This window comes from Luteibacter sp. (genome assembly GCF_035539195.1).
In the GTDB taxonomy this organism is placed as follows: domain Bacteria; phylum Pseudomonadota; class Gammaproteobacteria; order Xanthomonadales; family Rhodanobacteraceae; genus Luteibacter.
In genome coordinates, this window is the sequence record NZ_DATLIW010000040.1 from 263,307 (window position 1) to 283,344 (window position 20,038).

General features: G+C 65.9%; 19 protein-coding genes. 7 read left to right on the plus strand and 12 right to left on the minus strand.

All coding sequences use genetic code 11. The annotated features are described in order from the left end of the window. Positions 1-26: 26 nt before the first annotated feature. Positions 27-1,100, minus strand: a complete 1,074-nt coding sequence (locus VM621_RS18455) for an acyltransferase family protein (protein WP_325470426.1) — start codon at positions 1,098-1,100, stop codon at positions 27-29. A 139-nt stretch (positions 1,101-1,239) separates the two neighbouring features. Here VM621_RS18455 and cydP point away from each other — a divergent pair, with 139 nt between their 5' ends. Genes cydP through cydX form a run of 4 tightly spaced genes read left to right on the plus strand, consistent with a single transcriptional unit; the run spans position 1,240 to position 4,321 of the window. Then, complete coding sequence (gene cydP, locus VM621_RS18460; RefSeq protein ID WP_325470427.1) at positions 1,240-1,461, plus strand: cytochrome oxidase putative small subunit CydP; 222 nt, start codon at positions 1,240-1,242, stop codon at positions 1,459-1,461. Beyond that, the gene (locus VM621_RS18465; RefSeq protein ID WP_345786048.1) at positions 1,458-3,029 is read left to right on the plus strand and encodes a cytochrome ubiquinol oxidase subunit I; all 1,572 of its coding nucleotides are present in this window, start codon (positions 1,458-1,460) and stop codon (positions 3,027-3,029) included. The genes cydP and VM621_RS18465 overlap by 4 nt, the downstream gene beginning before the upstream one ends. Positions 3,030-3,039: 10 nt before the next feature. Beyond that, positions 3,040-4,170, plus strand: coding sequence for a cytochrome d ubiquinol oxidase subunit II (cydB, locus tag VM621_RS18470; protein WP_325470428.1), 1,131 nt, complete (start codon positions 3,040-3,042; stop codon positions 4,168-4,170). Between the two features lie 13 nt (positions 4,171-4,183). Continuing rightward, on the plus strand, positions 4,184-4,321 hold the full coding sequence (gene cydX, locus VM621_RS18475) for a cytochrome bd-I oxidase subunit CydX (RefSeq protein ID WP_063573149.1): 138 nt from the start codon (positions 4,184-4,186) through the stop codon (positions 4,319-4,321). 119 nt (positions 4,322-4,440) lie between these two features. On the opposite strand, the gene pepQ is transcribed toward cydX, so the two are convergent. The 8 genes from pepQ to rph form a co-directional block, all read right to left on the minus strand. Continuing rightward, positions 4,441-5,763, minus strand: coding sequence for a Xaa-Pro dipeptidase (gene pepQ, locus VM621_RS18480; RefSeq protein ID WP_325470429.1), 1,323 nt, complete (start codon positions 5,761-5,763; stop codon positions 4,441-4,443). Positions 5,764-5,979: 216 nt separating this feature from the next. Then, positions 5,980-6,594: a hypothetical protein gene (locus VM621_RS18485; RefSeq protein WP_325470430.1), complete on the minus strand. Its 615-nt coding sequence runs from the start codon at positions 6,592-6,594 to the stop codon at positions 5,980-5,982. A 58-nt stretch (positions 6,595-6,652) separates the two neighbouring features. Beyond that, entirely contained in the window at positions 6,653-7,000 is a 348-nt protein-coding gene (locus VM621_RS18490; RefSeq protein ID WP_325470431.1) for a PilZ domain-containing protein, read from the minus strand. Then, entirely contained in the window at positions 6,997-9,240 is a 2,244-nt protein-coding gene (locus VM621_RS18495) for a DUF1631 family protein (protein WP_325470432.1), read from the minus strand. The genes VM621_RS18490 and VM621_RS18495 overlap by 4 nt, the downstream gene beginning before the upstream one ends. Positions 9,241-9,359: 119 nt before the next feature. Further along, a complete protein-coding gene (gene hemW / locus VM621_RS18500) occupies positions 9,360-10,517 on the minus strand; it encodes a radical SAM family heme chaperone HemW (protein WP_325470433.1) in 1,158 nt (385 codons plus the stop codon). Continuing rightward, entirely contained in the window at positions 10,514-11,107 is a 594-nt protein-coding gene (gene rdgB / locus VM621_RS18505; RefSeq protein ID WP_325470434.1) for an RdgB/HAM1 family non-canonical purine NTP pyrophosphatase, read from the minus strand. Before rdgB ends, hemW begins: the two co-directional genes overlap by 4 nt. 3 nt (positions 11,108-11,110) lie before the next feature. Next, positions 11,111-11,623 carry an N-acetyltransferase gene (locus tag VM621_RS18510; protein WP_325470435.1) on the minus strand — a complete coding sequence of 171 codons (513 nt, stop codon included), beginning with the start codon at positions 11,621-11,623 and terminating at the stop codon, positions 11,111-11,113. After that, entirely contained in the window at positions 11,620-12,351 is a 732-nt protein-coding gene (rph, locus tag VM621_RS18515) for a ribonuclease PH (RefSeq protein ID WP_325470436.1), read from the minus strand. The genes VM621_RS18510 and rph overlap by 4 nt, the downstream gene beginning before the upstream one ends. Before the next feature lie 75 nt (positions 12,352-12,426). On the opposite strand from rph, the gene VM621_RS18520 reads away from it, so the two are divergent. Beyond that, positions 12,427-13,290 carry a YicC/YloC family endoribonuclease gene (locus VM621_RS18520; RefSeq protein WP_325470437.1) on the plus strand — a complete coding sequence of 288 codons (864 nt, stop codon included), beginning with the start codon at positions 12,427-12,429 and terminating at the stop codon, positions 13,288-13,290. 22 nt (positions 13,291-13,312) lie between these two features. Here VM621_RS18520 and VM621_RS18525 read toward each other — a convergent pair whose 3' ends face one another. Beyond that, positions 13,313-13,933 (minus strand): phosphatase PAP2 family protein, encoded by a 621-nt coding sequence (locus VM621_RS18525; RefSeq protein ID WP_325470438.1) that lies wholly within the window; start codon positions 13,931-13,933, stop codon positions 13,313-13,315. 99 nt (positions 13,934-14,032) lie between these two features. Between VM621_RS18525 and VM621_RS18530 the strand changes: the two genes are divergently transcribed. Continuing rightward, positions 14,033-14,959: a M14 family metallocarboxypeptidase gene (locus VM621_RS18530; protein ID WP_325470439.1), complete on the plus strand. Its 927-nt coding sequence runs from the start codon at positions 14,033-14,035 to the stop codon at positions 14,957-14,959. A gap of 16 nt (positions 14,960-14,975) precedes the next feature. Here VM621_RS18530 and VM621_RS18535 read toward each other — a convergent pair whose 3' ends face one another. Both VM621_RS18535 and VM621_RS18540 read right to left on the minus strand, forming a co-directional pair. Beyond that, the gene (locus VM621_RS18535; protein ID WP_325470440.1) at positions 14,976-16,106 is read right to left on the minus strand and encodes a glycosyltransferase; all 1,131 of its coding nucleotides are present in this window, start codon (positions 16,104-16,106) and stop codon (positions 14,976-14,978) included. Between the two features lie 99 nt (positions 16,107-16,205). Beyond that, positions 16,206-16,814 (minus strand): glycosyltransferase family 2 protein, encoded by a 609-nt coding sequence (locus VM621_RS18540; RefSeq protein ID WP_325470441.1) that lies wholly within the window; start codon positions 16,812-16,814, stop codon positions 16,206-16,208. Between the two features lie 762 nt (positions 16,815-17,576). On the opposite strand from VM621_RS18540, the gene VM621_RS18545 reads away from it, so the two are divergent. Further along, positions 17,577-19,778 carry a penicillin acylase family protein gene (locus VM621_RS18545; protein ID WP_325470442.1) on the plus strand — a complete coding sequence of 734 codons (2,202 nt, stop codon included), beginning with the start codon at positions 17,577-17,579 and terminating at the stop codon, positions 19,776-19,778. Positions 19,779-20,038 lie beyond the last annotated feature (260 nt).

A 20,038-nucleotide genomic window follows, 5' to 3' on the forward strand; every position in this document is an offset into this window, starting at 1 on the left:
CCACAGCCGCTCGCAAGTCCATCTCGTCAGACTTTGAGGTAGATCCCGCGTTTGTCCATCCAGCGGACGATGAGCAACCAGATCGCGACGAAGACCACGCCCCACGCGGCCGAAGGCACATAGGGCCCGAACAGCGGCGTCATCCATGAAGCGAAGGCCAACTGGTAAAGCGGTGCGGCGATGCCGAGCCAGATCAACAGGTAGACCATCAGGCCGGACCCCGCATACGCCGCGACGGCGTTGACGCCGAAAGCGCGACCTGGAAGCTTCCAGCCACGTTTGTCGATCAGCACATGGAAGAGTGCCAACAGGGCGAAAGACCAGCCGCCGCTCCACAGTACATAACTCGGCGTCCACAGATTCTTGTTGAACGGCCAAAGGGGCTGGAGCAGCCAACCGGCCACAGCGCAGACGACGGCTGCGACGAGCAGGCGGCGCGTGTCGCCGGCACGGAGCCATGTCCCGGCGCGCATGCCGAGCAGAGTGGTCGCCAACGCGGGCAGCGTGGCGAGCAGGCCCTCGGGGTCGTGGCCCCTTCCGGTCGCGGGGTCCGTGGTGTAGACGACGTTGCCGAGCACCGCGGTATCCACGCGACTGACGATGTTGACCCAGGGATCGAGCGAGCCACCGGCGAGAAGCAGTGCGCCGTAGCCGGTCAGGAGCAGCACGCCGATGACATCACGCGTACGCGGCCGCGTATCGATGGCAAGTAACGCCGCCGCGGCGAAACAGATACCGATTCTCTGCAGGACGCCGGGAAGGCGCAGGTGTGCTTCGGGTATCGCGATCCAGGCCATCAGGTTCAACAACAGGCCCAACCCGGCGATACGGGCGGCGCGGCGCAACGCCGCATGCCGAATAGGCGCATGTTCTGCGCCGGCCTCGATACGTGGCACGATGGCCAACGACACCGACACGCCCACGACGAAGAGGAACAGGGGAAAAATCAGGTCGGTAGGCGTGCAGCCATTCCATTGGGCATGCTCAAGAGGCCACCACACATGGCCCCAATCGCCTGGATTGTTGACCTGGATCATGGCCGCCACCGCCAATCCGCGTATGACATCGACTGAGGCGTAGCGCACTTTATTCAGGGTCATCCCGGAGGTAGGCTTGGGCGAGAAGGGGAAACCGAAGGATACGCGGTCAGCCGGTTGCGACAATCGGCCATGGATCGCGGTTGGCTCGCCCGGCATACGATGCCCGGCAGATGTTCAGGGAATCGAGGGAGTCGCACCCATGGTTGTCGACGTTCTACCCGGGCGCCGTCGCTGGCGCGACAAGAAACCCCTGCCGAGGCTGGTCCTCGAGCTGTCGGTCATCGTCGTCGCCAAGCTCGCCCTGCTCATGCTCATCTGGTACGTGGCCATCCGGCCCTTGCCCCGCGCGGACGTGTCGCCCGCCGGTGTCGGACGGATGCTCGCGCCCGCTTCCGCCTCTACCCAGGGATCCAAGCCATGATCGTCGACCCCGATGTCGTCGGCCTGTCGCGCCTGCAGTTCGCATTGACGGCGCTGTATCACTTCCTCTTCGTGCCGCTCACCCTCGGTCTCGCCTTCATGCTCGCCATCATGGAAAGCGTGTACGTGATGACACGTCGCGAGGTATGGAAACGCATGACCCAGTTCTGGGGCGTGCTGTTCGGCATCAACTTCGCCATGGGCGTGGCCACCGGCGTGACCATGGAGTTCCAGTTCGGTACGAACTGGGCTTACTACTCGCACTACGTCGGCGATATCTTCGGTGCGCCGCTGGCGATCGAAGGGATGATGGCCTTCTTCCTCGAAGGCACCCTGGTCGGCTTGTTCTTCTTCGGCTGGGATCGCATCTCGCCGCTCAAGCACATGCTGGTGACCTGGTTCCTCGCCCTGGCGACCAGCCTTTCCGCCTTGTGGATCCTCATCGCCAACGCATGGATGCAGAATCCGGTCGGCGCCGCCTTCAACCCGCAGACGATGCGCATGGAGGTCACCTCGTTCAAGGAGGTCATCTTCAACCCGGTCGCGCAATCCAAGTTCGTGCACACGGTGAGCGCCGGCTACACGATGGGCGCGATGTTCGTGCTTTCGATCAGCGCCTGGTATCTGCTGCGTGGTCGTAACGTGGACTTCGCCAAGCGCTCGATCACCGTCGCTGCCAGCTTCGGTCTCGCCGCGTCGTTGTCGGTCGTGGTCCTGGGCGACGAGTCCGGTTACACCGTGTCCGAAAACCAGAAAATGAAGATGGCGGCGATCGAGGCCATGTGGGAGACCGAGCCTGCGCCCGCGTCGTTCACGCTGTTCGGTCTGCCCGATACCAAGGCGCGTGAAACGCACGCGGCCATCCGCGTGCCCTGGGTGATGGGCCTGATCGGCACCCGCTCCATCGATCAGCCGATCCCCGGTATCGCCGCGCTCGTCGACGATGCCAAGCTGCGCATCGCCGACGGCATCAAGGCCTATGACGCCATGCTCGTGTTGCGCGAGAACAAGGGCGACGAGCAGGCCAAGGCGATCCTCGCCGCGCATGACAAGGACATGGGTTACGCGCTGTTGTTGAAGCGGTTCATGGACGATCCGCGCAAGGCGACGCCAGCGGACATCCAGCGTGCGGCGGACAGCACCATCCCGAACGTCCCCGTGCTGTTCTGGTCGTTCCGCATCATGGTCGCCTGCGGCATGTACTTCATTTTCCTCTTCGCCTATGCGTTCTGGCGTTCGAGCAAACGGCAACTGGATGGTCGCGGCTTCCTCAAGGTGGCGCTGTGGAGCCTGCCGCTGCCGTGGGTCGCAGCGGAACTGGGCTGGATCGTCGCCGAGTACGGGCGCCAGCCCTGGGCGATCGAAGGCGTGTTGCCAACGGCCCTGGGCGCTTCGTCGCTCACGGCGGGGCAGATCTGGATATCGCTTAGCGGCTTCGTGTTGTTCTACACGGCCCTGGCGTTTGTCGACGGCTTCCTGATGCTCAAATTCGCACGCAAGGGGCCGGATGGCCTGGGCATGTGGCCGAAGCGGCCCGACGCCATTCCCGTCACCGCGCAGACGGTCTGAGGAGAACGCCATGTTCGATTACGAAACACTGCGGGTGATCTGGTGGGCCCTCATCGGCATCCTGCTGATCGGCTTTGCGATCATGGACGGCTTCGATTTCGGGGTCGCGGCGCTGCTGCGCATCCTCGGTCGCGACGAGCACGAACGCATCGTGCTGCTGGAAACGATCGAGCCGACCTGGGAAGGCAACCAGGTGTGGTTCATCCTCGGCGGCGGTGCCGTGTTCGCCGCGTGGCCGCTGCTGTACGCCGCTTCGTTCTCCGGCCTCTACGTGGCGATGTTCGTGCTGCTCGTCGCTTTCATCATCCGCCCGGTCGGCTTCAACTTTCGTGAGAAGGTCGACGACCCACGCTGGCGTGCGGTCTGGGATACCTGCCTGATCGCCTCCGGTGTCATCGTCATGCTGGTCTGCGGTGTCGCTTTCGGCAACCTCTTCCTCGGCCTGCCGTTCCATTACGACGGCGACTTGCGGATGACCTGGGATGGCAGCTTCTTCCAGCTGTTCCGCCCGTTCGCGCTGCTCTCCGGGTTGATCAGCCTGAGCATGCTGCTGGCGCACGGGGCGAGTTGGGCGGCGATGAAGGCCGATCACCTGATCGCAGAACGTGCGGCCAAGGTGTCGCGCATCGCCTCGGCGGTGTACATCGTATTGTTCGTGCTGGCGGGTATCTGGCTGGCCTATGGCATTCCCGGTTATGCGGTGTCGGGCCCGGTCGTGACGGACGCCTTGTCCAATCCGATGAGCAAGCAGGTGGCTGTCGGCGGGTCGTGGTTCGCCAGCTATCTCACGCATCCCTACTTCTGGGCGGGTCCGGTGGTGGCTTTTCTGGGAGCGCTCGGTCTGCAGCTGTTCGTCGGCAAGCGCGGCTTCATGGGTTTCTTCTGCAGCTGCCTGGCGGTGGCCGGCACCATTCTCTCCGCAGGCTTCGCGCTGTTCCCGTTCCTCATGCCGTCAGCGGCCGACCCGACCTCGAGCCTCACCGTGTGGGACGCGTCGTCCAGCCGCGGCACGTTGCTGATCATGCTTGGCGTGACCGTCGTCTTCATCCCATTGATCCTGCTCTACACCGGCTGGGTCTACCGGGTGATGCGCGGCCGGGTCACCCTCGAACACGTGCGCAAATCGCACAACATGTACTGAAGGAGCAACAGCCATGTGGTATTTCGCCTGGATCCTCGGCCTCGGCCTCGCCGCCGCCTTCGGCATCCTCAATGCGATGTGGTACGAGGTGCACTCGGACGACGAAGCGACACTGAAGCGGGACCCGATGCCGAAGCACGAAGGGCCCTGAACGGAGTCACAGAGTGATGTTCGTGTGGGAGCCGCTTCAGCGGCGATTGGGTGCTTGCCCCAACCTGGCCCGCTACCGCGGGATCGCCGATGAATCGGCTCCCACAACACAGGATCGGCTCAGATAAGCGCAAACGCATCGCGCGTGAGGTTTTCCGGTTCGCCCGTGGTGCAGACCACATCGTCTTCGATGCGGATGCCGCCGTACTTGCGGAACGCATCGACCTTGGCCCAGTCGATGTCGTTGGAGAACGGCTTGTTCTTCAACTCCGCCAGCAGCATGTCGATGAAGTAGATGCCTGGCTCGATCGTCACCACCATGCCGGCTTCGAGGTTGCGTGTGAGACGCAGGTACGGATGGCCTTCCGGCTTGGCGATGGTGCCGCCGGTTTCACCGGCGGCAAAGCCGGCGACGTCGTGCACCTGCAGGCCGATGCCGTGGCCGAGGCCGTGCGGGAAGAAGGCCGAGGACACACCGGACTCCACGGCGCTCTCGGCACTCATGCGAATAAAGCCGTGCTCGCGCAGCACGCCCGCCAGTACGTGATGGGCATGCACGTGCAGCTCGGGATAGCTCTGGCCAGCGCGCACCTTCGCGACGAACGACTGCTCGGCCGCATCGACGGAATCGATCAGCGCCTGGAATTCACCGACGTTCTTGCCGGCATAGGTACGCGTGATATCGCTCGCGTAGCCGGATGCGCTCGCACCCGCGTCGATCAGGAAGGAGCGGCTCTCGGCCGGCGCCTTGCGATCGAAGTTCGTGTAATGCAGCACGGCGCCGTGCTCGTTCAGGCCGACGATGCTGGCGTACGGCAGTTCGGCATCGATCTGGCCGACGGCCTTGAGGTAGGCGAAGTGGATGCCGAGCTCGCTCTCACCGTGGCGGAAAGCCTGTTCGGCTGCGCGGTGACCCCGCGTGCCACGACGGCTCGCCTCGCGCATCAGCTCGATCTCGTATGGCGTCTTGAAGGCGCGGTGGTAATGCAGGTGATCGACCACGGCTGGCGGATTGTTCGCGCAGACCTCGTCCAGCGCGCAGTACTGGTCGCCGATGATCGCCGAGCGGGCCAGCGACTGCGGCAGTTCCGCGATCGCATCGGCGGGCTTGCGCACGATGACGATGTCGAAGTGGTCGACCCAGTAGCCCGACGGCGCTTCCGGCACCACGTGCCAGTAGTCGCGCGGCTGCAGGAAGACCAGCTTGGGCTTCTCGCCGGGCGTGTAGACCAGCCAGCTGCCCGGGGCGTCGACCAGCGGCAGCCAGTGCTTGAAATGAGGATTGGCGATGAACGGATAGTCCTGGTCGTCCAGGAACTTGGTGATCGGTCGGCCGGCCGGGACGACGAGGTGTTCGAAACCGCCGCGCGCCAGCGCGGTGTCGGTGCGCTCGCGCAAGGTGGCAAGGTGCTGAGGGTAGAGCGCGGCCAGCGCATCGTTCATCGTCGATCTCCGGGGATGGGGGGAGTAAGGCAAACGCCAATGGTGCGCCTCCGAGGCCGGAGAACCAAGCCTTGAGGATCCGAGTGGAAACCAGGTCGTGAGGATTCTAGCGGGAGCCGCTTCAGCGGCGATCCCGCGGCAGCGGGCCGGGTTCTCGCAAGCACCCATTCGCCGCTGAAGCGGCTCCCACGGGGGCGCAGCGCTGCCGGAGGCGAGTCAGGCCCTGGCGTAGACCACCGCGAAATCGCCTGCGACGTCGCCCAGGCGATGGCGGAGCAGGGTGGCGGCATGATCGTGGTCGTTGTCGGTCAGGCTGCGCAGATGCGTGCCGTAGAGGGTGATGGCGAAGTGGCCGACCGCGAAGTCGTGAGCCGGCGAGCGCCATAGCGTCAGCGGCGTCCAGGCCGCGCAGCCGGGGCAGGCCACGTAGGCGGAGTTGGGCGCGTCGCACCAGACCGCGAGGGCTTCTTCCAGCGCCTCGCTGCCTTCGTCGCCCGGGGCCAGCGGTTGCCGGCACTCCGGGCAGCGGATGGTGAAACTACCGTCGTAGCGACAGAAAATGCCGTTTTCGGGGCCACCCTCGACCAGTCGCGAGCCGCCTTGTTCGTCGTCGCGCCAGCGGTGGCTGCTGGCGTGCAGGCCGATCGCGTACACGCCGGTTTCCTGGGTGAGGCGCGCGTCGAGCACGCGGAAGCGTGGTTCGCTCTCCACGTCGTAGGCCGGCGAGATGGTGCCGTCGCCGACCAGTCGCAGATACAGGCCGGTGGCGGCGGCCGCGGCGTCGTCGCGTTCCAGGTCGGTGTCGACGAGAATGGTGGTGGCATCGCTCATGGTGGGGGATGGTGAGCCCCAGTGTGGTGCGTCGTAAAGCATGGGCGCGACCTTCCGTTCAGTCCGGCGGCGGACCGATCCACTCGTCGATGGCGCGGACATCCTCGTCGCTGGCGGCGACGATGCGGTAGCCCGCCCAGAACTGCCCGGCGGACGCGGCGGGTTCGTGCCACTGCTCCTGAATGCCGATCTCGACACGATGCTCGCGGTGCTGGGCATCCGGCAGCATGAAGCTGACCTGGTGCACGGCGCCGCTGCGCGGTGCATGTGTGGCCAGCACCATCATGCCGGTGGCGGAAAGATTGCCGAGCTGGCCTATGACGCGCTCGGTCATGGCGTCGACGATGGGCATGGGCGAGGTGACCCGCTTGCGCGGGGCGCGGCGTTGTTCGAATTCGCGGCTCATGCGTGGCCCGCCATGCGCGTATCGCCCAGGCTGTCGCGACGCAGGCTGCGCGCCACGGCTTGCCAGGCACGGTCGATGAAGGACAGGCGCTGGTCGCGCCACTCCCGGGCTTCGCCGGTGGCGATGAGCCGGGCCAGGCGCGTGAGGTCGATGTCGTCGGTACGGGCGCCCCGCTGGTTGACGAACAGGCAGCGTCCCGTCGTCGGCGAGAACCAGGCCAGTTTGCGTCGGCTGAGGTTGCCGTCGTCGTGGACGAACTCGAACCAGGTGCCGAAACGCAGCGTGGCGAAGCCTTCGTAGACGGCGCGCGCGGCGGAATCGAGTGGTGTCGGCTCGACGGGCGCGACCGTTTCCCCGTGTGCGGTGCCTTCGCCCAACCGGGGGCGCTGCTTCAGGCGCAGGGCCACATCGGTCGGCGTCAGCGCCTGGTCGGTCTGCACGGCCGGCGTTTCGAACAGGCCGGCGGCGACCTGGGCCGCTTCGGACGGATGCATGCCCAGATGTTCGAGGCCGCGCTCGACTTCCACGCGCAGCTTCTGCACGTCGTTGATCGGGCGGCGGCCGAGGAGCTGGTCGGTGACGCCGAGGCAGTGCAGGAAGGCTTCGCCCGTTTCGCCGCCACGCAGAATATGCAGGGCCAGGACATCCGCCCATGTCCGTTCCAGCAGGATGCGCAGCACCCCACGCGGCGCGGCGGCCTTGCCGAGGCGCTCGCCCATGATCTCGGTGGCGCGCTGGCGTGCGCGCTCGAGGCGGTCGCGACCTTCCATCGCTTCGATCTGGCGGCGCTCGGCCACGTGGGCTTTACGCGACAGCTGGGCGATCTGTTGTTCGATTTCCGAACGCCAGGCGGGATCGATCACCTGCGCGTGGCTGGCCTCGACGACGAGTCGTTCCAGGCGGTCGATCAGGGCGGCATCCGGCTCGCCTTCCGCCGGATCGAGCCAGTGGTGCGCGGCTTCGCTCACGGTATCGAGCAGCTGGCGCGCCGGATGCTCCGGACGGTCGAAGAAGCCGCGATCGTTCACGGCCGCGCGCAGCATCGGCCATTGCAGGCCGCCGAGCACGGCGCGGCCGGGACTGGTGGCGCCCAGTTGCTGGCCGAGGTTCTGGAACAGCATGGCCGTGAGTTCCACCGTGTCGCCCTGTTCCAGGGTGAGTTCGGCAGGCGGCGAGCCGACCGGGCGGCCGCGGTTGAGCTGGCTGAGCAGTTCGTCGCGCAACGCCTGCGCGCTGCGGATTTCCCGCTGCGCGGCATCGGCGACTTCGGAGACATGGCCTTGCAGGGCGAACAGGGCGGTCTGCAGCTCGTCCTCGGAAACCAGGCGGTCGGGCGCGAAGCCGGCACCGCGGCCCTGGGTCGCGACGCGACTGGCCAGGAGGTCGCGCAGGCTTTCGAGCACGCCGATGTGGCCTTCGCTGGCCGTCCCGACCGGGGTAGCTTCATGACCCGCGCCGGCGCCGCCGGCCGTGACCCCTGTTGAAGCTGCGTCGCCGGGGCGGCCACGGCGCTCGGCGGCGGCGGGCGTGGAGAGCCGCACATGGGGATAGACGCGGAAGCCGGGGAGGATCCCGCGCGTACGGTAATGCTCGTTGAGCGCGCCGTAGAAGGCTTCGCTATGACCGAGCACGTGGGTATCGACGGCGTGGAAAAGCAACAGGCGATGCGCACTGGTCAGCGGCAGCGGCGTGACCGCCGCCTCGAGTGCGGCGGTGAGCGCGCGCGGCCCGGCGGGCAACGCGTCCCCCTCCAGGGGGGGCGTACCGGCGAGCACCGCCATGCGGTAGCCGAGCTCGAACAGGCTGCTGGCGCTGCGTGCTTCGCCGCGAGCAGCCATGCTGCTCAGGGCACCGGTCTGTTCCTGTTCCTCGGGGTCCACCAGGGCCAGGTTCATGCCCAGGGTGGGCGATTCGCCCGCCGCGGATTTGCCGTCCGCGCACTCACCGAGGTGACGGAAGCGCTCCGACAGGTGCGCGGCGAAGCGCTGGCGGAAGGCCGGGCCTTCGCGCTCGATGATGTTCCGGCTTTCGAAGCATTCCTGCTGTTCGAGGTGGTTGCGGGTGCTTTCGGCCGTTGCGAACAGGCGCTGGCTGAAATCGCGCAGCGATTCGCGCAAAGGCATGTCGAGCCAGGTCAGGCACAACGACAGGCCCTGCTGCGCCTCGCGCTCCGCGCGCGGCGACAAGACAACGGGGACCTGTTCCATCCTGCCGTGTGGAGGCTGCATACCTGCGCTCATGTGACTCGGATCTCCCCTGCCTGAGACCGAGTTTAGGCGTCCGTACCCTACGGGCGCCAGCGGCTGAGCGGCAGGCTTACGGCTTAGGGCTTATGGACTAGGAGCGGTATTGGCAGGAATCAGGCCATGAAGGCTTCGATCACATCGTTGAGGAAGCGCTGGCCCAGCGCCGTGGTGCGCAGGACGGCCGGATCGTCCACCAGCCAGCCGCGCGCGATGCAGCTCGCCCGGGCCGGAGCGATCGTCTGTGCGGGCAGGCCGGTCCGTTCGGCGAAGTCGGCCGCGGGTACGCCATCGATCAGGCGCAGGGCATTGAGCATGTATTCGAAGGGCAGGTCGTCCGCGCCAACCAGATGGTCGCCGCCGATCCGGGCCGGTTGCCCGGAGGAGGCGAGGTAAGCGGCGGGGAGCCGGGTCTTCCAGCGGCGGCGCACACCGGTTGCGCCGGTGATCTTGCCGTGGGCACCGGCGCCGATGCCCAGGTAATCGCCGAAGCGCCAGTAGTTCAGGTTGTGCGCACAGCGGCGCCCCGGTGCCGCATACGCCGACACCTCGTACTGTCCGTATCCGCCGGCGGCAAGACTCTCCTCGCAGGCTTCCTGGATGGCCCACGCCGCGTCGTCGTCGGGCAGCGGCGGTGGGTTGGCGGCAAAGGCCGTGTTCGGCTCCAGCGTGAGCTGGTAGTGCGAGATATGCGTCGGTGCCAGGGCCATGGCCCGGCGCACGTCATCCAGCGCGCCTTCGAGTGTCTGCTCGGGCAAGGCGTACATCAGGTCGATATTGATGTTGTCGATGCCCGCGTCGCGCGCCTGGCGAACGGCGTCTTCCGCCTCGTGGGCGGAGTGGATGCGGCCAAGGCGATGCAGCTTGTCGTTGTCGAAGCTCTGCACGCCGAACGAGATGCGATTCACGCCCGCGGCGAGATAGCCGTCGAAACGCCCGTGCTCGACCGTGCCGGGGTTCGTCTCCAGGGTGATTTCCGCGCCGGGGGCGAAGGCCAGCCGCTCACGGGCACCTGCCAGGAAGCGGCCGACCAGCTCGGGGGCGAACAGGCTCGGTGTGCCGCCGCCGAAGAACACGGTCTCCACCGGACGGTTGCCGATGGCCTCGCCGACATCGCGCAGGTCGGCGTCCAGATCGGCCAGCAGGACATCCACGTACTCCGCATACGCCGGTGTGCCACGTACGCCGTGCGAGTTGAAATCGCAGTACGGGCATTTGCGCACGCACCACGGCATGTGGACGTAGAGCGACAGCGGTGGCGGGACCAGGATCATGAGAGTTCGGCGAAGCGCGCCTTGAGCACGTCGAGCGCCTGGCCGCGGTGGCTGAGGCGGTTCTTCAGGGCCGGATCCATCTCGGCGGCACCGAGTTCGTGGCCGGCGGGAAGGAAGAGCGGGTCGTAACCGAATCCACCCTCGCCGCGTGGCGTGTCGAGAATGCGTCCGTGCCAGCGGCCCTCCGCGATCAGCGGTGCGGGATCGTCCGCATGGCGCAGCACGACCAGCACGGCGATGAAGTACGCACTGCGTTTTTCAGCCGGCACGCCGGCGAGTTCGTGCAGCAGCTTGGCGTTGTTCGCCGCGCTGTCGCCGTGCTTGCCGGCGTAACGCGCCGCATACAAGCCGGGCGCGCCGCCGAGGGCGTCGACGCAGATGCCCGAATCGTCGGCGAGAGCGGGCAAGCCGGTGAGGCGCGCCGCATGGCGCGCCTTGAGCAGTGCGTTCTCGACGAAAGTCAGGCCGGTTTCCTCGGCATCGCTGACGCCAAGCGTCGTCTGCGGCACCAGTTGCACGCCGGTGCCGGCAAGCAGCTGCTCCAGCTCGACGACCTTGCCCGCGTTACCCGAAGCCAGTACCACACGCATCGGTCAGACCCCCTTCCCGGCAAATTCGGGCGCGTAGTCGACGCGGCCGCCGTACCCGGCCAGGCCCTCGATGGTGAGCGCGAGTACCTGGAAGGCGTTGCCGCCTTCGTAGGCGTCGCGTAGACCGTGGGCGGATGCCTTGGCGAAGCCGAACTGCGTGTAATACGCCGGCGAGCCCAGGACGAAGACCGCCCGCGCGTCCTGCACGAAGCAGGCACCGATACCTTCCTCGACCAGGTCGTGGCCGATGCCCTGGCGCTGGTGATCCGGATGGACCGCGACGGGCGCCAGGCCGAGCGACTTGCCGTCGTCGCCTTCTTCGATCGTGACCGGCGAAAACAGCACATGACCGAGCACGGCATCGTCCTCGTCCACCGCGACCAGCGAGATCGTCGCGCGGCCCGCCGCGACAAGGCGACGGACGAGGTCCGCCTCCGCATCGCGGCCGAACGCGGCGCGATGGATCGCGACGATGGCGTCGAGATCCCCGGCGGTGGCAGGGCGGACCTCGGTCACGGCGCGCTCTCCAGCGCCGCGCGCTGGGCGATCACCAGTTCGTCGATGCCCTTGGCGGCGAGGTCGAGCAAGGCGTCCATTTCCTCGCGGCGGAAGGCGTGGCCTTCCGCGGTGCCCTGCACCTCGATGAAGCCGCCGCCGTCGTTCATGACGACGTTCATGTCGGTGTCGCAGTTGGAGTCCTCGGCGTAGTCGAGGTCGAGCACCGGCACGCCGTTGTAGACGCCGACCGAGACCGCCGCGATGGCGCCCAGGATGGGGTTGCGCTTGATGGCGTTGCGCTTGGTCAGCGTCGCCACGGCGTCGACCAGGGCGACATAGGCGCCGGTGATGGCGGCCGTGCGCGTGCCGCCGTCGGCCTGGATCACATCGCAGTCCAGCGTGATGACCCGCTCGCCGAGGGCGGCGCGGTCCACGCAGGCGCGCAGGGAACGGCCGATCAGGCGCTGGATCTCCATGGTGCGGCCGCCCTGGCCGCCGCGCGCGGCTTCGCGCTGGGTGCGGTCGGTGGTGGCCCGCGGCAGCATGCCGTACTCGGCCGTGACCCAGCCCTCGCCCTTGCCGCGCAACCACGGTGGGACGCGCTCTTCGACCGAAGCCGTGCACAGCACCTTGGTATCGCCAAAGGACACCAGGACGGAACCTTCCGCGTGGCGGGTGTAGTGGCGTTCGATGCTGACGGCGCGCAGCTGGTCGGCGGCGCGGCCGCTCGGACGGGAAAAAGTCATGGATAACCTGATTTGGGCGCGGACGGTGGGTCAGTTTACCATTGCGGTCTTTCCCGCCGCGCAAGCGAGCCATCCATGATCCGCAGCATGACCGCCTACGCCTCCGCCGAGAGCGCTGGCCCCACTGGCACCCTCACCTGCGAACTGCGCACCGTGAACCACCGCTACCTCGAGATCAGCCCGCGGCTGCCCGAGGAGCTGCGTAGCTTCGAGAGCGCCCTGCGCGAGCGGATCGGCGCCCATCTGTCGCGGGGCAAGGTGGACCTCACCGTGCGCCTGCGCAGCGAGACCGGCTCCAGCGAAGGCCTGCAGGTCAACGCCCAGATGCTGGCGCGCCTGTCGGAGTTGGCGCTGGACCTCGAACACCGGTTCCCGCGCATGTCGATCGAGTTCACCGAGTTGCTCCGCTTCCCTGGCGTGCTGCGCCAGACGGAAACGGACGCCGACGCCCTCCAGGCGGCGCTGATCGCGGCGCTCGATCGTGCCCTGGTCGCGCTCAACGACACCCGCGGCCGTGAAGGCGCCAAGCTGGGCGAGATGCTGGTCGAACGCCTGGATGGTATCGAGAGGATCGTCGGCGACGTACGTGGCTGGCTGCCCGAGATCCGCGCCGCGTTGCGCCTGCGCCTGGAGGGCCGCCTCGCCGATATCCGCCAGCCGGTCGATCCGGGCCGCCTCGAGCAGGAGCTGGTCCTGCAGATCACCCGCATCGACGTGGACGAGGAACTCGATCGCCTCGCCACCCATATCTCGGAAGCACGCCGCGTGCTGGCGCTGAAGGAGCCGGTTGGCCGTCGCCTCGACTTCCTCATGCAGGAGTTCAACCGCGAGGCGAACACGCTGGGCTCGAAGTCGGTCGATTCGCGTACGACCAATGCCGCCGTCGAACTGAAGGTATTGATCGAGCAGATGCGCGAGCAGGTGCAGAACATCGAGTAGGGGCCGACACGCCGCCTGCCGATTAGTCGAAGTGATGGATGTACCCCACCTGGAAGCCGCCCGGTAGAAAGCTCAGTATGAGCGGAGACTTCCGGTGCGAAGCCCAGATGCCGAAGCCGGTGCCAATGGCTGCGCCGGCCAGGACGTCGGTTTGCCAGTGGCCCCGGGTCTTCATGCGTGCGACCGCGTCGTAGGCTGGCAGTAAGGCGAGCGCGTAGACCAAGGGGTGGTCTCCGCCGTAGTTGACGATGAAAGGTGTGACCGCCGCCGATATGAGCGTCACCTCGCCGCTGGGGAAACTCTTGTTCTTCGTGCCGGCGAAGAACTTGTTGGGGTCGTTCGTGTCGGTTGGACGCTTTCGCTGAAAGCTCACCTTGAGGACGTCGCTGGCGAGACTGCCGACGACCACGGCGTCCACGGTGCGCCAGAAGGTGTCGCCAAGCTTGTTGTCGTCGCCCAGCAAGACGGCGCCGCCAACGATGGTCACGACGGTTCCGTAGGCGAGAACCTGCTGGTTGCTGCGTTTCCAGATGCCGCTGTTGTCGTAGTGGAGACGATGATCGATGCCGAGCGGTCCGCCTCCGGCGAACGCCGGCGCCGAAACGGTCAGCGCGCACAGGCATGCCCACGTTCGTAGTGCCATGGCCCCGTCTCCTCCTGACGGCGGCAGGCATGCCGCCATGGTTCGAGCCTAGGATGAAAACCTTACGGACGCCTGATCTTCCCGGCTACTATCTGGCCTATGACTACATCCTCGTCCTACCCCATTGGCACCCCCGGACAACCCTGGGGCGCGTCGGAAGTCGCCCAGTGGCGTGCGCGCCAGGTGAAGACCCGCAGCTACGCCGTCGATGTCCTGACCGCGATCGACGCGCTGCGCGAACGCTTCGACGTGGCCGAATACGGCGCGCTGGACTACGCGGAGGGGCAGTACCCGCTGCTCGCCATCCGCAGCCGCCACTGGCGCGATGACCTTCCCGTCCTGCTCGTCACCGGTGGCGTGCATGGCTACGAGACGAGCGGCGTAGAGGGTGCGCTGCAATTCTTTCGCGACCATGCGGACGACTATGCCGGGCGGGCGAACCTGCTCGTCGCGCCCTGCGTCAGCCCCTGGGCCTATGAGCGTATCCAGCGTTGGAATCCGGACGCGATCGATCCGAACCGCAACTTCCGCGAAGGCAGCCCCGCAGCGGAATCGGCAGCGCTGGTGGGCTTGCTGGCACCGCTGAGCGATCGCATCCTGGTGCATGTCGACCTGCATGAGACCACCGACTCGGACGAGTCGGAGTTTCGACCGGCCGTGGCCGCGCGCGACGGCAAGGAGTACGAGCCCGGCGAGATACCCGATGGCTTCTATCTCGTCGACGATTCGTTCAACCGGCAACCGGAATTCCAGGAAGCGATCATCGAGGCGGTCGCCAAGGTGACGCATATCGCACCTGCGGACGAGCACGGCGAGATCATCGGATCGCCGGTCGTCGCGCACGGCGTGATCGAATACGACGTCAAGAAGCTGGGCCTGTGTGCCGGCATCACCGACGCACGTTACGTGACCACTACCGAGGTCTACCCGGATAGCCCGCGTGCCACACCGCGACAATGCAACGATGCGCAGGTGGCAGCGGTGCGCGCGGCGTTCGATCACGCGTTGGCGTGCGGCGAGGACTGACGCCAGGCGCCGCCGATCAATGGACGGCGGAGTCGATCGTGCGCGGGGGCGGCCGCCCGAATCGACCTTTCAGTACGTCACTCTCTATTCGTTCGAGCACGTTGCGCCCATTCCGGGCGAACGCACCTTCGCCCATGGTCCGCTCCACATACGACCTCGCATTCTCGCCGTAGTCTTCGAGTGTTTGCGGTCGCGCGACGAACTGGCGTATCGCCGTGCCGATAGCGGTGACGATGTCGCCCTCGAGCAACATGCCGGTGTGGCCGGGCTGGACGCTTCGGCGCAGCTCGCCGACCGGCGTGGCGACGATCGGAAGACCGGCCGCCATGGCTTCGTGGGCCGCGATGCACATGCCTTCATACGCGGACGGCTGAACGTAAAGGTGTAGGCCACGCAGGTACGCCGGCACGTCGGACACCCAGCCCATGAGTTTGATCTTGTCCTGCAGGCCGAGTGACGCGATAAGGTTCTGCAGCTCGTGACGGAGCGGTCCGTCGCCGGCGATCGATACGTCGATCCTCGCGTACGTTTCGGGGTCTTCGCTACGAAGACGATCCAGCGCGTGAATGAGCAGGTCGTAGTTCTTCTGTGGATGAAGCCGACCCGAACTGCCCACGTGCAGGGGGCCCGTGCCATCCCAGCGAGACACGGGCGCATCGGGAAACGCCGGGCTGAACAAGGGCCATGTCGCTACCCTGGCCGATTCGACACCCATCGACTCCCGCAGGTACATCGCGACATCCTGCGAGTCCGCGATCCACAACTGGCTGCGGCGCTGCAACCAGCGAACGTAGGATTTCGCATCGGCACTGTGCTTCCAGCTCACCACGGGGATGCCGAACATCGCGCCGACGACCTGGCCGACCAGGGTTGCGTGGCTCAGCGAGGTCCAGATCAGGTCGGGAGGCGACGCCCTGACGGCCCTCGCATATCTGTAGATGCTCGCGGGCTTCGAGGCCTTGCGTTCGGCCATCAACGTGTAGGCCACGCCGGCCTCGATCAGTCGCGGCTCGGCCATACGGTCGCGAGGTTCACAGGCAAAGACGTGGAAGTCGTGTCCGAGGCCCCGGATGACGTTGGCGATGTCCGGAATGCTGAACTCCGCGCCGCCGCTTTCGAGACTCGTCACAACGTAATGGATCCGCATCTTGCATCCACGGTTTCTTGAAGGATCGAGCCTGGAGGTGCGAACGTACGCTGGATTGGTTTCGCGCAGGTTTCGTGTCCTTCACGGCGCGCGCGACCGCTAAGCCGTAACTAAGGTCGCTGGACGCGTTGGCATGCCCTCCCCGGAGCGATGCTGGAAGCGACCTCTCCCGTGCGATCGAGCTTGTGCCAGCCTTTCGAAATGCCTTCGATTGCCGACCTTGATGTTGCCGGCCACTGCATCGGCGCGGCCCTCTCGGAGCGGAGCGAGGATGGCGCGAATGAAGCCGGAATCGACGATGGTATCGGCATCCACGGTCACGACAAGCTCGTGACCTGCCGCCGCGACCCCTTCATTAAGCGCGTTGGCCTTACCCATCGTGCATGGAAGTCGTATGCATTTCACGCGAGGGTCTTCAAGAGCCATCTGGCCGAGGACGGCGGCTGTGCCGTCACTGGATCCATCGTCGACTGCGATGACCTCCAGCGGAACGACATCGCTAGCCAGCAAGGCACCGATCGTTGCGCGAATCACCACTTCTTCGTTCAAGGCGGGAACAATCACAGACACGCCAATCGATTGACTAATCATTAGTGAGAAAATCCGGGCAGCATCCATTGCCGGGTGTTCGATGGTAGTCGATATGGCTGCGGCGGCCGGCACGGTTTCTGTACGCATTCCCGGCAGCCAGGCACTATTTTGGTTCATCGCGGAAGTCCCGGTGCGCTGAGGGCATCGGTTCAACGGCTCATGCCGCGGCGGGCTCGGATGTGGCGGCGCAGAGCCTTCGGTGCCCACCCTCGCTGCTCAGACAGGTCCTCCGCGTTCGGTGCGGAAGGCCGCTTCGCGGCCGGTGTCTTAATATGGCCTACGGCCGCTCCACTTGTGCGGAACTCGCCTCGAGGGTGGGCACCGAAGACTCTCCCGAACCGTGAGGCTCGCGTGGGTCGAGCCAAAGCGCGCGGCGGCATAGTCGACAGGCATGCCGGCACAGGAGGAAGGGCGTGATCGGCAACCTGTGCCAGCACGCTTCCGCATCAACCTGGAGTTGCGGGCGCGGCCGTGGCCGACGACGGCACGACACAACGGCTCTCCTGCCAGCTGACCGTGTCGTCGTGAGAGACCTTGGCGTCCACCCTCGAGGCGAGTTCCGCACAAGTGGAGCGGCCGTAGGCCAAATAGATACATGGGCCGCGCAGCGGCCTTCCGCACCGAACGCGGAGGACCTGTCTGAGCAGCGAGGGTGGGCGCCAAGGTCTCCCCGCGAGACGCCGAAGTGTAGAGAGCGACGGCGCAGCCGAGCCCCGCGAGGCCGAAGGCGAGCCCTGGGCGAAGTGCGAGATGCGAAAGAAGGCCCGGCATGCCCAGCGCCCGCCCCCGATAACCACGATGAATCATTACTCTTTGAGTGGCTATACTCATAAATCGCGTGCCCAAGGCACGTCATCGTCGGTTGCCAGGGGAGATCGGATGCGCGCATTCCGCTCGTCGTCGCGCAGGTTCGCGCTCGCTGCATGGCTTGTTGCATTCGCTGTGCCCTCGGCTCATGCGTCGGACGATGCAACGCGCCAGCGGCACGAAGCCCAGGCCGTGACCATCGAGCGCGACGACTGGGGCATCGCCCACGTCCACGGGCATACCGATGCCGAGGCAGTGTTCGGCATGGCTTATGCGCAGGCCGAAGACGACTTCAATCGCATCGAGACGAATTACCTGACGTCACTGGGTCGCCTGGCCGAAGCCGAAGGGGAATCGGCTCTCTGGCAGGACCTGCGCCAGAAGCTCTTCATCGATCCCGTCCAGCTGCAGGCGATGTACGCACGCAGCCCTCGCTGGCTGGTCGCATTGATGGACGGCTGGGCCGACGGCCTCAACTATTATCTCGCCACGCACCCGGACGTGCATCCACGGGTGATTACCCACTTCGAGCCCTGGATGGCCTTGAGCTTCAGCGAGGGCAGCATCGGTGGCGACATCGAGCGGGTCTCGACGAAGGGCCTGCAGGCTTTCTACGGCAAGGATCCGCAAGGCGCGCTCGCGCAGTTCACGCCACCGTCCAGCTGGGAAGAGCCGACCGGTTCGAACGGCATCGCCATCGCGCCGAAGCTCGCGGCCGACGGTCACGCCTTGCTGCTGATCAATCCGCACACGTCGTTCTTCTTCCGCTCCGAGCTGCAGATGTCGAGCGACGAAGGCCTCGATGCCTATGGCGCCGTGACCTGGGGGCAATGCTTCATCTACCAGGGATTCAACAGGCACATCGGCTGGATGCATACCTCCACTGGCGCCGATGTGGTGGATGAGTTCGCCGAAACCGTCGTCGACAAAGGCGGCCAGCTTGCGTATCGCTATGGCGACGCGCTGAGGCCGGTGACGTCGCGGGAGATCGTCGTGGCGTACCGGGCCGCCGATGGTTCGCGCATGGCACGCCACTTCACCACGTATGCGACGCATCACGGGCCCATCGTGCGCACCGAGGGCGGCAAGTGGATCGCCGTCGCGCTGATGAACAAGCCGCTCGAAGCATTACAGCAGAGCTGGCTACGGACCAAGGCGGATAACTACGCGAGCTTCATGAAGGTGGCCGACTTCAAGGCCAACTCGTCGAACAATACGATCTACGCCGACGACAAAGGCAACATCGCCTATCTGCACCCGCAGTTCATCCCGAAGCGCGACGACCGTTTCGACTATACGAAGCCGGTCGATGGAAGCGATCCGGCAACCGATTGGCAAGGGCTCTTGCCGCTGGACAAGGCACCGCGCCTGCTCAATCCCCCGACCGGTTGGATATTCAATACGAATGACTGGCCGTATTCCGCGGCCGGACCCGACAGTCCGAAGCAGGCGGATTTTCCTCGTTATATGGACGCGGTCGGCGAGAATCCCCGTGGCCTGCACGCGACGCGTGTGCTAACCGGACGCCGTGACTTCACCCTGGCGTCGCTTATCGACGTGGCGTTCGATCCTTACCTGCCTGCGTTCGCGCGGCAATTGCCTGTGCTCATTGCCGACTACGACGCGTTGTCCCCGGACGATCCGCTGAAGCGGACGCTCGCCGGCCCGGTCGCCATGTTGCGTAGCTGGGACTACCGCTGGGGCATCGCCTCGATGCCGACCTCATTGGCTGTGTTCTGGGGCGACATCCTGTGGGACAAGGCCAGCAAGTTCGATACGCAGGAAGGCCTGTCGATATATGACGTCATGGCCGAGAAGGCGGGCCCGCAGCTACGTTTGAACGCGCTTGCCGAGGCGGTCGACCGCCTTGCGCACGACTTCGGCAGCTGGGGTGTGCCCTGGGGCGAGGTCAATCGCTTCCAGCGGTTCGACGGTGCCATCGTGCAGTCGTTCGACGACAGCAAACCGAGTATCCCGGTGCCGTTCACCTCGTCGCGCTGGGGTTCGCTCGCATCGTTCGGTGCGCACCGCTGGCCGGGGACGAAGCGCTACTACGGCACCAGCGGAAACAGCTTCGTGGCGGTGGTGGAGTTCGGCGACAAGGTTCGCGCCCGGGCTATCACGGCGGGCGGCGAAAGCGGCGATCCGTCGTCGAAGCACTTCAACGACGAAGCCGAGCGGTACACCACGGGCAACCTGCGAACCGTGTACTTCTGGCCCGAGGAACGGCAGGGGCACGTCGAGCGTGTTTACCATCCCGGTGCGTCGCACTGAGATCAGAGGACAACGGCGCCTCGATAGCATGCTGCCGTTTTTGCATTCGCAGGACTACATACGTTCAAGTGGTCCGCCGATAGACTCGCGGCCCATTTTGGTAGGGATTCTTGTGATGCGGTCGATACGATATCTTCTTCCATTCGTCTTTTGGATAGTGGAGACGGCTTCGCGTACCACATAATGACGCCGCCGCGCGGCTTCCGAGCACGTCGGTCCAAACGGAGGCGGGCGCTACGGTGCCCATCCTCATGGCCCAT

Bases quoted from the DNA above. Each gene is read 5' to 3' on its own strand.
- VM621_RS18455 (WP_325470426.1), bottom strand. From the start codon at position 1,100: ATGACCCTGAATAAAGTGCGCTACGCCTCAGTCGATGTCATACGCGGA.
- cydP (WP_325470427.1), top strand. From the start codon at position 1,240: ATGGTTGTCGACGTTCTACCCGGGCGCCGTCGCTGGCGCGACAAGAAA.
- VM621_RS18465 (WP_345786048.1), top strand. From the start codon at position 1,458: ATGATCGTCGACCCCGATGTCGTCGGCCTGTCGCGCCTGCAGTTCGCA.
- cydB (WP_325470428.1), top strand. From the start codon at position 3,040: ATGTTCGATTACGAAACACTGCGGGTGATCTGGTGGGCCCTCATCGGC.
- cydX (WP_063573149.1), top strand. From the start codon at position 4,184: ATGTGGTATTTCGCCTGGATCCTCGGCCTCGGCCTCGCCGCCGCCTTC.
- pepQ (WP_325470429.1), bottom strand. From the start codon at position 5,763: ATGAACGATGCGCTGGCCGCGCTCTACCCTCAGCACCTTGCCACCTTG.
- VM621_RS18485 (WP_325470430.1), bottom strand. From the start codon at position 6,594: ATGAGCGATGCCACCACCATTCTCGTCGACACCGACCTGGAACGCGAC.
- VM621_RS18490 (WP_325470431.1), bottom strand. From the start codon at position 7,000: ATGAGCCGCGAATTCGAACAACGCCGCGCCCCGCGCAAGCGGGTCACC.
- VM621_RS18495 (WP_325470432.1), bottom strand. From the start codon at position 9,240: ATGAGCGCAGGTATGCAGCCTCCACACGGCAGGATGGAACAGGTCCCC.
- hemW (WP_325470433.1), bottom strand. From the start codon at position 10,517: ATGATCCTGGTCCCGCCACCGCTGTCGCTCTACGTCCACATGCCGTGG.
- rdgB (WP_325470434.1), bottom strand. From the start codon at position 11,107: ATGCGTGTGGTACTGGCTTCGGGTAACGCGGGCAAGGTCGTCGAGCTG.
- rph (WP_325470436.1), bottom strand. From the start codon at position 12,351: ATGACTTTTTCCCGTCCGAGCGGCCGCGCCGCCGACCAGCTGCGCGCC.
- VM621_RS18520 (WP_325470437.1), top strand. From the start codon at position 12,427: ATGATCCGCAGCATGACCGCCTACGCCTCCGCCGAGAGCGCTGGCCCC.
- VM621_RS18525 (WP_325470438.1), bottom strand. From the start codon at position 13,933: ATGGCACTACGAACGTGGGCATGCCTGTGCGCGCTGACCGTTTCGGCG.
- VM621_RS18530 (WP_325470439.1), top strand. From the start codon at position 14,033: ATGACTACATCCTCGTCCTACCCCATTGGCACCCCCGGACAACCCTGG.
- VM621_RS18535 (WP_325470440.1), bottom strand. From the start codon at position 16,106: ATGCGGATCCATTACGTTGTGACGAGTCTCGAAAGCGGCGGCGCGGAG.
- VM621_RS18540 (WP_325470441.1), bottom strand. From the start codon at position 16,814: ATGAACCAAAATAGTGCCTGGCTGCCGGGAATGCGTACAGAAACCGTG.
- VM621_RS18545 (WP_325470442.1), top strand. From the start codon at position 17,577: ATGCGCGCATTCCGCTCGTCGTCGCGCAGGTTCGCGCTCGCTGCATGG.